The sequence below is a fragment of the Blastopirellula retiformator genome (genome assembly GCF_007859755.1).
GTDB lineage: Bacteria > Planctomycetota > Planctomycetia > Pirellulales > Pirellulaceae > Blastopirellula > Blastopirellula retiformator.
In genome coordinates, this window is sequence record NZ_SJPF01000001.1 from 558825 (window position 1) to 574202 (window position 15378).

The window sequence follows — 15378 nt, forward strand, 5'->3', positions numbered from 1 at the left end:
ATCCGGCTACGCACTAATCCGGTCGTCATGCCCCAGCTTTTCCAGCTGCTCGGCGCTGGGGAACTCCGACACGCGATACCGCGGCGGGTAGGTTTCCAGGTCTTCCATCAGATCGCCGACGATTGATTCGACCTTGTCCCAGCTTGCCGAGGCGACCGTTCCTAGGCGGCCGGGATCGCCGAACAGGACGAAGTCGGTCTTCGGCAGCAGGCCGTTCACGTCGCGGGTCCAGACGCAGTAGGTGACGATCTCGCCTGACTCGTTGCGCTGGATCGCCGTGTAGGAGGCGACGAAGATATCGGTTCCCGTTTCCTCGAAGACCCCTTCCAGCATCGCTTTCTGCTCTTCGTATTCGCCGAGCAGCGACTGGACCTGAAACTCGCGAAAGCGGCCATAGAGCGGGTGTGAGGGCTCTGGGAGCCACGTTTCCCACTCGCCGTCGACCAGCCGAACCGGGATCGCGCTGACCGGCCGCGGGTCGGAGATCGATTGCTCGATCAGATCGAGCATCATCGCCAGGCCATCGTCATCGTCGCTGCCGACGATGATCAGCGAGTCGCGATTGGGGGCGACTGCGATCGGGGCGCCTTCCAGATTGAACTCAGTGATGTGGTCGACCAGCAGCATCCTGGCGGCGTCATAACTGTCGCCGCTGGCCAGTGCGTATAGCTTCTCGCCCACCACGCCAACGACGAACTCGGCGTCTTCCAGGTTTTGCCGGGCGATCTCCATCACCTCATACAGGCTGACGCTCCACGTATCGAGCAACTCCTGGTCGATGGCTCGGATCGATTCGGGCAAATCGTAGACCGGCGCTGCTAGCAGGTGTTGGCCGATCTCGACGTAGGGGAGATTGAGCGGAGTGCCGCCCCGAAAATATTGCTCCAGCCGGAGCATCTCGAAGTAGGCTTTGCTGCGGACCACCGGGCGAACGTCATGCCGGGCGTCTTCAAAATCTTCGGGGACTTCTTTGCGGTAAGAGAGGAGGGCCCGGGTCGCCTGAGAGAGGAACTCGTCGCGATCGACCTTGGCGATGCTGCAGTATTCGGCATAGAGGTTGTTCAGATTGGCGATGCCCGCTTCTTCGCCATCCTCGTAGAACCGCAGCTGGAACTCTTCTTTGTGGAAGACGATTTCCTTTGTTTCGCCCGCCTGGCGGATGCGATCGATCAGCGATTGGGCGAACCGATCCTGCTTGGAAGGACCAAACAAAAAGTCGAACATGCCCATGCCGAAAGCTCCTGCACCTTGAGGTCAAACGTCGCCGATGACGTTTGACCATCCATCCCGTCGTCTTGGTAGTTTCGGCTTTGCCGCAGGCGATTGCAAGAAATCGGCTGCGGCGGATGAAAATCGTGGCGCCGCTGGTCTACAGAGCGCGGCGGTATCGCTTGCCGCGACTTTTGAGGCTCTTGGGCGGCTCGTCCTTCGGCTCTTCGACCACCTTGCCGACTTCCTTCTCGCCGTCAGGGCCAATCACGGTGGCGGCTGGACCAGGGCCGGTATCGACGTCGGTTCGCTCGTACGGGGTGAAGCCGGGGATCTCGTCGCGGATCAACAGCTTGTCGATCCGAATTTCGATCCGCGTCAGTTCGTTCCCCTCTTCGGGCGTGACGAAGGTGAACGCAATCCCTTCTTTGCCCATGCGGCCGGTGCGGCCGACGCGGTGGACGTAGTCGTCGGAGTATTCGGGGATGTCGTAGTTGATGATGTGCGAGACGTCGGAGATGTCGATGCCGCGGCCAACGACGTCGGTGGCGACCAGCACGCGAAATTTGCTCGCTTTGAAGTCGGTCAGGGCCCGGTTGCGAGCGCCTTGCTGCATGTCGCCATGGATGCAGTGGACCAGCTTGGTCTTCTTCGAGAGCCGCTGCGTAATCCGCTCGGTCCCTCGCTTGGTGCGGCAGAAGACGATCGACTTTTGCGGTTGCTCACGACGGAGCAACTCGACCAGCAGATCAAACTTCTTCGATTGATCGACGGTGAAGTACCGCTGCTCGATCGTCTCGGCCGAGATGTTGGTGGGGGAGAAGTCGACCTTCTCGGGGTTGTGCATGTACCGCTGGGCCAGCTTTTCGATCGACGGCGGAACGGTCGCACTCAGCAGCAGCGTCTGGCGGCCTTCAGGGCAGCGCCGAAGGATCTTCTCGATATCAGGACGGAAGCCGATGTCGAGCATACGGTCCGCTTCGTCCAATACGACGGTCCGCAGCACCTCCAGATTAAGGGCGCGGCGTGTCATCAGGTCGATCACGCGGCCGGGAGTCCCCACCACAATGTGCGGGGCCCGCTTCAGCTTTTCAATTTGCGTGCGAAGCGGTTTGCCGCCATAGATGGCGACCACATTGATCCGTTGGCCGTGGGTGAGCTTGGCGATTTCATCACGGACTTGAACCGCCAATTCGCGGGTGGGGGTCAGGATCAGGGCCTGAGGGTTGCGCGATTGCGGTCCATGCTCCAGGCCTTCAATGATCGGAATGCCGAACGCGGCGGTCTTGCCGGTACCGGTGCGAGCCTGGCCGAGTACGTCTTTTCCCTCCAAGGCGAGAGGGATGATGGCGGCCTGGATCGGGGAGGGTTGGACGTAGCGGGCCGCTTCGAGTGCGGCTTTCATTTCGGCCGACAGTGCCATGTCGGCGTACTTGATATCAGCCATCTGGGACAAGGGAAGCTCTACTGTCAAGGGCTGCGGGCTTAAAATATAAGCCCTCTAAGATACCCCAGTTGGTCGCTAGCGACAATCGGCAAATCTGGCGGTAACGGCCGTAAGTCGTTGAAGCGCAAAAAAATAGGCCGAGCCGTAACCTCGCTGAAAAGCGGGGTAGCGGCCCAGCCTGTCTCGTCGTAACGGGCATTCCCGGGTGGGGAGCTGCTTGATGCAGTGCGGCCCCTAGGGGCCGCAGCGAAGCCAAACGCAGGTGCGTTAGGCGGGGTGGCCGGAGCGGCTTTCGCCTTCTTCGGGGCCTTCTTGGCGGTTTTCTTCGGCGATTTCTTGGCGACCTATTTGGTGGCGACCTTCTTCGGTGCAGCTTTCTTCTTGGTTACCATCTCCATGGCTCCTCAAGTGGTAGCGCCCATCTTCTGTAGTGAACTGCTCCTTGGGCGCTAGGTAGGGGGAGCAATTCGAAGTTCAAAAAACGAATCGAAGCGGCCGGCAGTTGGCGTCTTGGCCGTCCGTCCTACGGCGCCTCGGATTCGATAAATCGTCTTGAGGAAATCTGCTTCGCGACGAAGTGGCGCGTCTTCAAACTTGGCGATCGCTCGTGCAGTTTGCGATTCGACTTGACGCGTCACAATATCGTGTCCGCGCATTGAGTCAATTTCGCAGCTTTTTCGTCAAGGTGAAGTATCGTACTTGGATTGCGAATTGTTCAGAAAAATGTTGCGAAGAGACCTACAACGTCCAACTTTGATCGAACAAGCCGCATCACAACCCGCGCTTTCGGTGGTCGAAGCCAAAACCAGATCCAACTACACTACAGGACTGACTCCCGTTGTTCGTATCGTTTTCCCCTCGCAGCATTCATGTCGGACCGTCTTAACGATTTCCTCTTGCACCTCTCCGCAGCGCTTCCTGATGCTGGTCCCGGCAGCGCCGATCCTCATCGTTTTCATTGGATCGCGGTCGCTGACGAGCTTGAAATCGTCGCCATCTTTCATGCCCTGGAGCACCTGGAAGGAGAGTTGACGCCGCAGCGCCGCTCGACCCTCGACGCCGCGCTCAACCTGATCACGATACGGCTGCGCGACGATCCTGAACTGCCTGAGGAGCTGATTCCGCGGATTGCCGCTCTTTATCGTCACTGGGGCGATGATCATCCGTTGCGCCATTTGCTGCTCCCATGGCTAACCGCCAACGGCACGATTGAGGCGCTCCAAGAGTTCGCCGATCTAATCGCCGACGATCCGCCGACCCGCACCGCGGCCGCCGCCGTCGGATTTGCGCCCCTATTGAGGGTAGGCGATTTCAATGCCGAGGCCCTCTATCCCCGGCTGTTGGCCGCCTTGCAGCACATCAGCGTCGCCGCTTTGGTGTTGGACTTGTCGAACTTCCTGTTTCGCTCCGGACGTTTGCAGCAGCACCCCGCCGCTGAGATCAGCAATCAGCTGATCGAACTGCTGGGCGGGATCACGACGCGGCTGGGGCAGCTGGAAGAAAACGCCGAGCTGACGCCAGAGAAACTGCAGCTGTTGCGGACGCAGGTCTCCGAAGGGGTCGCCATGGCGGTCGCCCTGTGCGACGCGCTGGCGCTGATCGGCGAGAAGAACGCCATCGGCAAGCTTAACCAGGTGCTTGAGCTGAGCCATCGTCAGCTGCAGTGCGAAGCGGCCGCCGCGCTGGCTCGCTTGGGGGTTGAAGACGGAACCAAACATCTTGCCGAGATGGCCAAGCATCCGGTCGTTCGCTTGCGAGCTCTAAAGTTCGCCGAAGAGATCAACGGGCTTGAGTCGATCGAGCCTGAGTGGAAGTCGCCGGTCGCCCGGGCGGAAGGGGAACTCGCCCTCTGGCTGTCGCAAGATACCCAGTTTGGCCTGCCGCCGCATGAGATCGAGTTGGTCGATGAGCGCGAGCTCTCTTGGCCCGGCTATGATGATCCGCAGACCTGCTACCTATTTCGGTACGCTTATCACATGCCGGCCGGCAGTTTTCAGTCGCTGGGCGTGGTTGGCCCGCTGACGCATAGCTTTGCCGCCGATCTGACCCCGTGGAAGCCGGAAGACGCTTACGCCGCCTTCGCCGGCTGGCAGGCCGAGCACCAGGACGTGTTTGAGTCAGAACCGCCCGAATGGCAGGACGCTCAGAAGCAGCTTGCCGATTCGCTGACCCAGCGGCTGCAGTCGGAAGGGTACCAGGTCATCCAGGTGATCAAGCTCGGCTACTTCTTTGGCGACGTGCGCCTGGTCGCGGTGGTTCGCCGCGCGGACGGCATCGCCGGCGTGGCGGTTGCTGACCTGCGAACGACCACGTTTTATAGCGGCGAAGGTACCGATCGCCCGATCGGCCCGCACGAAGCCTACATGATGCACAAGGGGCGCGAGTTTCTGGCCAGCTTCAATCCCAACACCTACGGGATATAGAGCGAGCGGATGAAATACTTGGTCCTGATCGCCGTCCTCGTTGTCGTCAGCCTGGCGGTGGTTGGCCTGATGACGGCGTCGACGCCCGCTCGCCTGACCGATCGGGAAGCCGAGGAGCTGACCGCCCTGGCGCTGCGGCAAATGAAGTTCAACTCCGAGGTCTACCGCGACGCCGATGATCGGGTACGCGGCGACACGCTACTGCAGCTGGTCGATACGCTGCAGAGCCTGGGAGGCGAATTTGCCCCTGAGAGCGAATTGCTGTTGCGAACGACTCGCGACGGCTGGGGGCGAGAGTTGATTCTCGAGAAACGGAGCGAGTCGACCTGGATGCTCCGCAGTCGCGGCCCCAATGGCGTTGATGACCAGGGAGAAGGGGATGACCTGGAAGTCGATCTGCATCCTACCCCGCGGCCGGAACCGACCGGCGACTGCAACTGTGGCGAAGACGACGAAACTGCGCCGGCGCCATCCCCTGCGATCGAGCCGAAGCAACAGCCGACGCCGGCAAAACGCGAACCGTAGCGGCGCGGTCGTGTCTGGTCGCACAGCACAGTGAGTCGGGAAGAGGGGAAAGTGCGATGGCCGAGCCGATCCGCAAGGCGAACTCGCCGATGATCGCCGCCCGGATGGGACGCGGTCGAAAGCGAACGCTCCGCCGCGACTGGGAATCGGCGAAGGTGAACGTGATGCGCGAGGCGTTGTTGGCGAAATTCCGCCAGCATGACGATCTGCGGGCGCTGCTTTTGGGAACCGGCGAAGCGAAGATCATCGAGCACACCGAGCGAGACGACTACTGGGGCGACGGTCGCGGTAAAAACATGCTGGGGCGGCTGTTGATGGAAGTCCGGGCGAAGCTGCGCGAGGAAGCTTAAGGGCGCTTGAAGGCGATCGCGTCGCGTTTGCCTTGCTGCGGAATCGCCTTGCGATGCCGAAACTGCAGCCAGAAGTAGACGCCGCCCCCGACCAGTCCGCTGTAGACGCAAAAGACATGCAGCATCCGAACCGAGACAAGCCGCAGTAGAGGGTTAGCGTCGCTCAGCGGATAGAAGGGCGCCATGTCGGCGTGCATCACGCTGTCGAGCAACACATGGCTGTAGCAGCCGATCGCAGCCGACAGAAAGGCGACTCGCCACGAGATTGCATCGCCAGGCGAGAAGATTCGCAACACCCGCAGACCGAATTCTCCCAGGTATTTGCCAGAGACCGCCGAAACGATCATCAGCAACGTCGCTCCGACGTAAGTGTGCGAAAAGCCGTGGAGGTGCCCCTGGCCAGTCGTCAAAGCGATCAGCGGCTGCAGATCCATGATGATCTGCGACCAGCCGAACACCATCAGGCTGAAGCTCCCCTGCGACGCCGCTTTGATGGCGATCCCAGGACCCATGTGAAACGGCGTAAACGGCATAACAAATCTTGCGGAGGGTGAAGTTTGCGGCAGTCGACAAGCTAGCTGCCTGTTGAAAAATGCCCTCGTGGCATTTTCCAACCTCGCCAGGCTCAGAGCATAGCTCTTCGCGGCTCGCAAAATAACGACTTACGTCGCTATTTTGCGAGCGCATCCCTGCGATCACGCAGTCCGTCGAGAAAATCAACGGACTGCTAGATGTTCTCGACATCCCCGGTAAACTCGGCCGGATTGGCGAAGCATTCAGCGTATTCTTCAGCACACGACGCGATCGACTCGGCGATCTCACTCGCAATCCCCAGCGTCTTGGCGTAATTATCGTCTTCTTCGATCACGAAGTACTCGATGAAGAACTTCAGCGTGCGCCCCAGTTGAATTTCGTACGCCTTGGGCGGTAGCGCCATTGGCCGCATTTGAATCGGTTGACCGCCCCGCGCCCAGTCGCGCACCCACCAGGCGAGAAACTCCAGGCTCAGCCAGGCGCCGGCCGAACGGTCGAAGATGATCTCGATCTGTAGCAGCACTTCGTCGGCCTGGCCGCCGCCGGTGCGGCGAATGGCGACTTGCGGCAGATCGCCGAACTCGCCCGGCAGCGAAAGGTCGTCAGGGCTGACGTCCATCAGCGGTTTGGGATAGCAAAAGCAGCCGGCGACGCCTGGCAGAGCCGAGATGGCGTCGATCAGCGCTTGGACTTGCGGGGGCATTTCCATGGGAGCGTACTCAAGGTTGCAGTTTCTGGGGCGGACGACTTACTTCAAGTCGGCGGCCTGGATGACGATGACGCCCAGATCGGTCGTCTTGCCATCTTCAATTTTAATTTCGCACTGACCTTTGCGGTCGGTCTCTTCGTCGCCGATCTTCAGATCTTCTAGATATCCTGTCGATTCGTGCCAGAAAGAAAAGTCCCACTTGCTGGCCGGCAGGTTTTCGATCGTGAAGGTTCCGTCTTCGCCGCTGGCCGCCGCATAGGGAGAGTCGCGAACCAGAATAAGCGATTTCATCCAGGGATGAATCGTGCAGGCGGCCGGCACCGGGGCTTTTTCTTCCTCCTTGAACGTTTCGACATGGGCGCCATTGGGCGGGACAACCACGTTGAACGTCGTGTTGAATCCGGTGACGCTGAAGTTGTGGGCGATTGGATCGAGATTGCGGAAGTGAACCGGACGCTTTTTCCAGACCACTTCCATGTGCGGCTTGTAGACGCAGGCCAGGTTATCGACGTTGATTGGCTGGGTCGCCAGCTTCAAATAGTCGGGATGCGGATCAGGCGCCGATTTACGCCGGGCCGGCGTGATCCACACCGCGACGTCTCGCAGTTCCCCCTTCGGACCGACGACCAGTTTCTCGGAAAAGATCGGATTCTTGCCGCACACCGCTTTGTCTTTGGTGACTTCCAACCGCTCTGGCGGCGGCGCCTTTCCTTCGACGATAAACTTGCCGGTCAGCGAGCCCCATTGGGCCTGAGCGGGAGTCGATGCGATCACCACCAGCGACAACGTCAGCAGCAGCTTGCGAATAGGCATGGGGGCTCCTTGAGCAATTCGGATCGGCGTGAAGAAGGGGAGGGCTGCGACGCCAATTTACCGGAGCGAAAGTGCGGCGGCAAACTTTTTTGGTCGCCTACGACTACGTCTCTGCAGTTGTGGGCTGCCGACTACGGCGTTCGCTGTAGACCGCGAACTTGCCGCCGAGGTAGCCAAACAGAAGCGTGAAGAGAACATGCCCAGTTCGGGTGAACAGGGTGATGTCGTGCGATTGTCGCGCCACGCCGCTGCCAGCTGCGCCAAAACCTCCGCCAGCGGATCCCGGAGGTGGGGCGGAAACGGGTTGGCCAGTGAAAACATCGACCCACGTTGTTTCGTTGATCGCATTATGGAGCGGCCCCCATGGCGTTGGTCGTCAGCAACTGGCCTTTCCATGGATTCAGTTCGGTATCGCGACCAAGCCAAGTGATCGTCGCGTACCAAGTTGCGGCTGCCACAAAGCCGATCGCGAACGTACGCCAATTTCCATGGCCCACCAACGCAACGATCAGCAAAGCGAGCAGCAGCAGTTCGCGAAGGGAGAAGGACACGGGCGACTCGCACGAACGTGGCGAACGAGCAGTGGCGATGCGCGTTTACTCTTTACTCTAGGGGAACGGAGGTGGCACGCAAGCATTTGGCCAAGTTCCTGTGCTCGTTCCGGTAGGGCGTCGAAAGAGCTAACAAAAAAAGACCGAACGACGAGCAACTCGTCATTCGGTCTCTTGAATTTGATTCAGCATTCGCCATTCAGGCCAACCGCATTCCTGCGTTTGCGCGGCGGGCTAGTGTTTGCAGCCTAACGTACGCCGTTTTGGTTGTTATTGGGGGCCAAGCCCAGCACGCCGTTTTGTACGCCGCGCGGTTGTTGGCGGCCGAATTGGTTTTGCACGGCCCCGGCGGCGATGGCTGGTTTCTCGACCACCTTTTGCCAGCCTGACGGTAGAGTTGGTTCGTAGAACGCGCGGCGGAACAGGTTCAGCTGCTGCACGTTCAGAGCGAAGTCTCCTTGTGAGAAGGTCTTGCGATTCTTGAACTCGTACGCGGTGCGGGTATGGACCGGCGGTTGAGCGTAGGGGTTCCAGTTGCGATCGAAGACTTGGATCGCGAACGGCAGGAACTCGGCCTGATCGATCACGATTTCGACATGGTGGAAGTTCTGCGAATCTTCGAGGTACTTTGGCCAGGCTTCGATCCAATACTCTTTGTCGTTGCCCGGCGGCGTGGTCACGCGCAGCCAATAGCGGGCTTTGATCTCTTCTTTGTTGGCACCAAACATGAAAGGGAGAGGACCATGTTTGATCGCTTGCCCTTGTTGCTCGGGCGGTAGCTGGCGTTCGATCAGCTGCTTCTTCGGAGCGTTGAACTCGAAGATCGCCTTGCCGTCGCAGACCCAGTGTTCGAGGAAGTCGCCGGGGATCGGTTCGTAGGTCGGCGCTTGTCCCGGTTGGGCTGGAGCGCGGTATTCGCGTAGTTCCGACAGCTGGAAGCTTCCCTTGTCGGGGTTCTCATATTTCAGCTCGCCGACGGCGAACGTCTTATGATCTTGCGGCGGTCCAAAGACCGAGTCGTACTCCCAGCGGTTGAACTGGCATTCGTACTGTTGCACTTTGTTGCTGCGAAATTCCCAATAGCCGAGAATCTCGTCCAAGTACTTCGAGTGCTGGGGAGTCATCTCGGCGACCCATTGCGGCGTCGGCATCTGCGGAGGCGGTGCAGTGCGCTGCGGGGCGACTTGATTAGACGGGATGAAGGGAGCTTGAGCCTGGGCGGCGACGGTGAATTGGACCAAGGCCAGGGCCGCGGCGGCGAAGATTCCGTTCTTCATTCGAGGCGTACCAACGTGCACATGTTTGTTTGCGGTCACAACGAACATCCCTGTCGCTGCGACGCGGAAGGCGCATCGGGGGAGAGGCTTCCGCAGCCGGCTAGTCTATCAGGCCAGGCAAGGGAGACCTAGAGCAGATTTCGCCTCTGGCGAGGGGCCTTTGGGGGAGATGATAGCATTTGCTTGGGCGTTATTGCCACGGCGCGGCAATGCGTGCGTGCTGCCAACAGGCGGAGGCGTAGCCTGTTGGTGGACTCGGTTGCGCAGATGCCGCCGAGTTTCTGGCACGCCATAATCATGGCCACGCAAGGCCGTGGCCATGGCGCCGGTTATTTAGAACTACAGCGTCGTTTGCTGTTGGTCGACGGTCAGTCGCTTGTCGATGTCGGCCTTTTGCTTTTCCTGGGTTTCGACCAGCGCTTCTCGCAAGGTTTGGACCGAGCGATAGGTGCGGCTCACTTCGGCCAGGACCGCCTTTAGATGGGCGTCCATCTTGTCGTTGAATGCCGAGATTTGCTCCAGCTCTTTGGTGACGTTGTTCAGGTCGTTGTCGAGCGACATGCCCAGGTCATCGCGACGCTTGGTCACTTCCTGGGTACGGGTGATCTGCGCGTCGGTCAGGTTGATTTCGGTCTGATACGACTTGATCTGATCATTCACGCTATTGAGCATCGAGAAAGCGAAGCGGAACTCGCTGCTGAAGTCGTGTAGCGGACGCAGATAGACGTCTTCTTCGATCTTCACGGTCCCATCGGCCGAAAGGTCGGCGGCGGTCGACGCATCGAGGATCGTCGCGTCGCCTTGCTTGAATTCGGTCGCGGCGCCTTGTTTCAGTTCAGGGGCGACCGCCAGGCCGGTGGCCGACTCAAAGTTTTCTCGCGGGCCGCTGACGTCCGAATCGGAGTCGACGTCGACCGAGTGGTCCTTCAGGAAGGTAACCCGTTTCCAGACCGTAGCCGGCGGGTCGTTCGGATTGGCCGCTTTGCCGCTCCGGACAAATTGCTGCTGCAAAGCCGCCGCGATCGCCGGATCGCCGCCGCCCCAGGTGAAGGTGCTGGAGATGATCCGACCGATCTCGGCCGGTTCCAGGTCGGCATAGATCTCGCGGTTGTCGGTTGGCATTTGATCGTAGATCGTCCAGTTTCCGCCGCTATTGATCAACTGGGCCTGTTGCGGCGACATCGGCAACGCGGGCTCTAGCGTGATGTTCGGGAAATTGGTCATCGTGACGATAAATTCGCCCAGATAGACGCCCGGCAGAACGACCCCATTTTGCTGCGGCTGTTCGCGGAACGCGTAGACCACCGTATCGACGGCGAGCGAACGATCTTGCGACGGCGCAGGCGCCTGGGGATTGGTCGGGTCGGCCTGACGGGGCGGCATCACTAGTTCGATCGAGTTCTGGGCGAGGGCGCCAACCTGGCAACCGCGCCAGACGCGACCGCGATTGTGAAGCACTCGCTTCAGCTCGGCGTTGGCCGACAGGATCGAGGAATAGGGATCATTGCGGGAGACGATCTGACCGGTCAGTTCGTTGATGGCGACGCCAACTTCCAGCGCTTTCACTTCCGCTTCGAGTCGAGCGTGCATCTCGGTCTTATTTTGATAGTCGGCTCGCCAGGCGGCTTGCGTCTTCAGAACCAGCGCACTGAGCACCATGAACGCAAACGCGGCAAAGAACGCGGCGAACGTCGCTAGCACGGTGACGATGTGCCAAGTCTGGAAGTTGAGATACGACAAGATCCCAAACAGCAGCACCAGCACCGCGATCACGATGTAGAAAATGGTCATGTCAGATCTTTGGCTCGAGCGGAGGAGAAAGCCTATTGGGGGATCGCAAGCGACGCCGTCAAAAGGTGACGAGTCCCTCTAGTTTAATTCGTATGTCGACCTCGACGCGCAAAATCTGCGGAAATCGAGGGCGCATAAGATGGGTCGATAATAGACTAGGAAAAATGGGCAGTCAAGTTTGTCTGTGCCGTCTAGGTTTCCTAACCTCTTTCTAAAATAGCACTTCCGTCGCCAGGCGCCGGCGAATTCGGCAAACATTACCCCGCGTTTCCCTCATTGGAGTGGTTTGGCGATGGTCACAGCCGCCGGCGGCTTCGGTAGAGGCCGCAGACGATTTCAGCCTGAATGATTCAAGTGGCGACGCTTCGGCGGACGAATCATCCCCTCAGGGAATCGTTTCATCCGGAATGATTCATGCAAACCGAAATGTCGCAGGATCGGGGCCGCCTGCGGGAGTTCCATTGGGAGACGCAACGGCATGGATGCCGAACAAACCGCCGCAAGTCGCTGGCGCATCTTCGTTCGCTTGGCCGAATCGACCGGTCGGCTCGACCGCCTGGTCCGTCGCGCGCTGGCTGAAGCGCTGGCCGACGCCCCGTTAAGCGAGAACGAGTTTCTGGTGCTGGCCGCCTACGAGGCGACGACCAATCCGCCATCGCAGCGTGAGTTGGCTGATCGGCTGGCGGTCTCGCCGGCGCAGATCAGCTCGATCGTCGAACGCCTCCGCAAGCGCGAGTGGATCGACGCCCAGCGTGACCCCCACGACCGGCGCCGCCAGCAATGGCGTCTGACTGAATCAGGCGTCGCCGTCGTTCAAGCGGCCGGCGCCGCAATCGCCACCCATTGGGGCGAGATGGACGAGGCGACCGACTGCGGTCCGCTGGCCGCCGAAGCGCTGCGTCACGCGGCGCAGTTGCAAGACGCTCCTTCCGCTACCCCAACGCTAACTACCCCCGCGGCTGAGCGCGCAGCCTAAACCGGAAATGTTGTCATGAAGCTCCTTCCAGAATTGAAGCGACCCAAAGCTCGCGGCGGCGTGAAAACGCTGGTCGTTGGTCTGGCGTCGCTTGTCTTGGTCGCCGGCTGCTTTCGAACGCGCGGTTTTTATCACGAGCAGGCGGACGCCGACGCCTATCACCTGATTCAGCAGAAGGCGAGCGACCCCCGCTGGGCGCTTCCCGACTATTCGGTCTATCCCAGTCCCGAGTCGCGGATGTTTGATCCTTACTCCGAGGACTTCCCGCCGCAGCCGCTTGACGATCCCGCTTCAAACGAACTGATGTACTTTGTCGACGGCAAGAAGAACTACCAGAAATGGACCAAAAACGGCGTGATCGACTCGGCGGAAAACCGGGCCTGGCTCGCTTATTTGCCGATGAACTCGGACGGGACGCTGACGCTGAATGACGATCGGGTGGTCGAACTGGCGCGGATCAACTCGCGTGATTACCAGACCGAGCTGGAAGACTTGTATCTCTCGGCGCTGGACGTCAGTTTTCAGCGGTTCCGCTTTGACGCCCAGTTTTTTGGCGGGTACGAAACGATCTTTACCGCCGATGGTCCACAGCGGAGCGGCGTGAACTCGTCGAGCGAACTGCAGGCCAACACCCGCGGTATCCAGATGGAAAAGCTGTTCGCGTCGGGCGGCGAGATGGTCGTCGGGTTTGCGAACCAACTGGTCTGGGAATTCTCAGGCCCCAATACCCATTCGGTCAACTCACTGATCGACTTCTCGCTGGTGCAGCCGCTGTTGCGCGGCGGCGGAAGACGGGTCGTGCTGGAACAATTGACTCAGTCGGAACGCGACTTGTTGGCCAACGTGCGGCAGATGGAACGTTTCGAACGCGGTTTCTATCTGGAGATCGTCGCCGGGCGTTCGGCGGGACCGGGGCCATCGGCCGGGGGCGTTGGTTTTCCGAGTATTGGCGCGGCAGGTTCCTTCTCGGCCGGCGGTTACATGGGACTGTTACAGACCGAACAGAACATTCGCAACCAAGAGGCGAACATCGCCGGCTTGCGGAGCAGTTTGACCCAGCTTGAATCGTACTTTGAAGCGGGCCGGATCGACTCCTTCCAAGTAGAGCTAACCCGGCAAGCGCTCTTCCGCGAGCAAAGCTCACTGCTGTCCAACCGGGCGTCGTTCGCCAACCGTTTGGATCTGTACAAGATCAATCTCGGTTTGCCGCCGGAGTTGCCGGTCTCGATGGACGTCGATCCCTTCTTCAACCAGTTCAACTTGATTGAGCCTGCGTTTACCTCTCTCCAAAACCAGCTAACGGATCTGCAGATTGAGCTGGGCGAGTCGATTATCGGCATGTTGCCCGATCCGACCGGCGCTCAGCTCGATCCGCTGCAGCAGCTGGAACCGGAATTGGTCTGGGACGCCGAAACGCAGGCGACCTTCGCTAGCATCGTGGAGATGCTGCGTCAGATCCAAACGTTGCGAGGGCGCGTTACCGGAGAGTTCGCGCCGCTGGTCGCCGAGGACGTTGACGGTCTGCGAGAAATGCTGCCGCGGCGCGTGGCCGAATTGGAAGACATTCAGCGGCAACTGGCCGAGTATGGAACGCAAAATGGTCAGCCGACCTCGCAAGAGTCGGTCACCAACGGCGTGCTCAGCACCGGGCGGTTGACCCGTCTGCCGGGGCAGCTGGAAGCGATTCAGGCCGATCTGGAAGCGGACTTTGCGCTGCATGGCGAGACGCTCGACAAGCTGATCGCCGGCCTCGAGCAACTGCAGGCCGACGCGCCCAGCCTGGCGCCGAAAGAGTTGTTTAAGCGGGCGCAAATCGATGTCTTCGGTCAAGCGCCGAGCGAGATTTCGGCTTTGATCTCCGACGTGCTGGGATTGTCGCTGGTCCAGGCCCGGGCCCGGACCGAATCGATCACGCTGACCGAAGTTGATATTTCGGCGGAAGAGGCGCTCGAGATCGCGCGGGCGAATCGTCGCGACTGGATGAACGCCCAAGCGGCGTTGGTCGACTCGTGGCGCCAAATCGGCTTCTTCGCCAATGACCTGGAAGCCGATCTCGACGTCGTCTTCTCGGGCGACATCGGCAACGTAGGCAGCAACCCGGTGAAGTTCAACTCCGACAATGGGCGGCTTCGCGTTGGCCTGCAGTGGGACGCCCCGGTCACGCGACTGATCGAACGGAACAACTATCGCGAGTCGCAGATCGCTTACGAACGAACGCGCCGGCAATACTACGAGTTCCGCGATCTCGTCTCGCGCGGGCTCCGCGATACGATTCGTACTATCGACGTGAACAAGATCAACTTCGAGCTGCGTCGCGCCGCCGTGCAAGTGGCGATCTCGCAGGTCGAGCGGACGCAGCTTCGTCTGCAAGAGCCGTCGAAGCCCAACCAAGATCAACAGCGTTTCGACTCGTCGACCGCCCGCGACTTGATCAACGCGCTGGATAGTTTATTGAGCGCCCAGAACGACTTCCTGGGGGTGGCGGTTAACTACGAAGTGTTGCGGCGAAGTCTCGACCTCGATATGGGGACGATGCAACTGGACAATCGCGGCATCTGGATCGATCCGGGCCCGCTTGATCTGGAGTCGTGGAAAACGCGCTCGCATCATCTCAGTGGCGACGATGGCGAGATGATTGATACGCCGGAGCCTGGCGAAGATCTCGACAGCCCCGATGACTTGGAAGTATTGCCGATGGAGTTGCGTCCCCCGCTGGCGCCGCTCGATGATGGCATTTTGGACGACGTGATTCCTCCCCCCGAGGCGAAATAGC

At 60.0% G+C, this 15378-nt stretch carries 14 protein-coding genes; 5 read left to right on the plus strand and 9 right to left on the minus strand.

All coding sequences use genetic code 11. The features are described from left to right. Window positions 1-6: 6 nt before the first annotated feature. Window positions 7-1230: a DUF1444 family protein gene (locus Enr8_RS02335; RefSeq protein WP_146429009.1), complete on the minus strand. Its 1224-nt coding sequence runs from the start codon at window positions 1228-1230 to the stop codon at window positions 7-9. Between the two features lie 139 nt (window positions 1231-1369). Then, window positions 1370-2656 (minus strand): DEAD/DEAH box helicase, encoded by a 1287-nt coding sequence (locus Enr8_RS02340; protein WP_146429010.1) that lies wholly within the window; start codon window positions 2654-2656, stop codon window positions 1370-1372. A gap of 869 nt (window positions 2657-3525) precedes the next feature. Between Enr8_RS02340 and Enr8_RS02350 the strand changes: the two genes are divergently transcribed. Genes Enr8_RS02350 through Enr8_RS02360 form a run of 3 tightly spaced genes read left to right on the plus strand, consistent with a single transcriptional unit; the run spans window position 3526 to window position 5954 of the window. Then, window positions 3526-5079, plus strand: a complete 1554-nt coding sequence (locus tag Enr8_RS02350; RefSeq protein ID WP_146429011.1) for a HEAT repeat domain-containing protein — start codon at window positions 3526-3528, stop codon at window positions 5077-5079. Between the two features lie 9 nt (window positions 5080-5088). Continuing rightward, on the plus strand, window positions 5089-5604 hold the full coding sequence (locus Enr8_RS02355) for a hypothetical protein (protein ID WP_146429012.1): 516 nt from the start codon (window positions 5089-5091) through the stop codon (window positions 5602-5604). Window positions 5605-5618: 14 nt separating this feature from the next. Further along, window positions 5619-5954, plus strand: coding sequence for an NADAR family protein (locus Enr8_RS02360; protein WP_261342422.1), 336 nt, complete (start codon window positions 5619-5621; stop codon window positions 5952-5954). Here Enr8_RS02360 and Enr8_RS02365 read toward each other — a convergent pair. From Enr8_RS02365 to Enr8_RS02390, 7 genes are all read right to left on the minus strand, one after another. After that, window positions 5951-6487, minus strand: a complete 537-nt coding sequence (locus tag Enr8_RS02365; protein ID WP_146429014.1) for a hypothetical protein — start codon at window positions 6485-6487, stop codon at window positions 5951-5953. The genes Enr8_RS02360 and Enr8_RS02365 overlap by 4 nt on opposite strands. Window positions 6488-6681: 194 nt before the next feature. After that, on the minus strand, window positions 6682-7197 hold the full coding sequence (locus Enr8_RS02370; RefSeq protein ID WP_146429015.1) for a hypothetical protein: 516 nt from the start codon (window positions 7195-7197) through the stop codon (window positions 6682-6684). Window positions 7198-7236: 39 nt separating this feature from the next. Then, a complete protein-coding gene (locus Enr8_RS02375) occupies window positions 7237-8010 on the minus strand; it encodes a cupredoxin domain-containing protein (RefSeq protein ID WP_146429016.1) in 774 nt (257 codons plus the stop codon). Between the two features lie 103 nt (window positions 8011-8113). Further along, a complete protein-coding gene (locus Enr8_RS25205) occupies window positions 8114-8254 on the minus strand; it encodes a hypothetical protein (protein ID WP_186767391.1) in 141 nt (46 codons plus the stop codon). A gap of 103 nt (window positions 8255-8357) precedes the next feature. Then, window positions 8358-8561 (minus strand): hypothetical protein, encoded by a 204-nt coding sequence (locus tag Enr8_RS02380; protein WP_146429017.1) that lies wholly within the window; start codon window positions 8559-8561, stop codon window positions 8358-8360. Window positions 8562-8809: 248 nt separating this feature from the next. Further along, window positions 8810-9838 carry a TIGR03009 domain-containing protein gene (locus Enr8_RS02385; protein WP_186767392.1) on the minus strand — a complete coding sequence of 343 codons (1029 nt, stop codon included), beginning with the start codon at window positions 9836-9838 and terminating at the stop codon, window positions 8810-8812. 339 nt (window positions 9839-10177) lie between these two features. Further along, window positions 10178-11629, minus strand: a complete 1452-nt coding sequence (locus Enr8_RS02390; RefSeq protein ID WP_146429019.1) for a hypothetical protein — start codon at window positions 11627-11629, stop codon at window positions 10178-10180. Between the two features lie 478 nt (window positions 11630-12107). Here Enr8_RS02390 and Enr8_RS02395 point away from each other — a divergent pair, with 478 nt between their 5' ends. Continuing rightward, window positions 12108-12605, plus strand: coding sequence for a MarR family winged helix-turn-helix transcriptional regulator (locus tag Enr8_RS02395; protein ID WP_146429020.1), 498 nt, complete (start codon window positions 12108-12110; stop codon window positions 12603-12605). Window positions 12606-12620: 15 nt separating this feature from the next. Beyond that, window positions 12621-15377 carry a hypothetical protein gene (locus Enr8_RS02400; RefSeq protein ID WP_146429021.1) on the plus strand — a complete coding sequence of 919 codons (2757 nt, stop codon included), beginning with the start codon at window positions 12621-12623 and terminating at the stop codon, window positions 15375-15377. Window position 15378 lies beyond the last annotated feature (1 nt).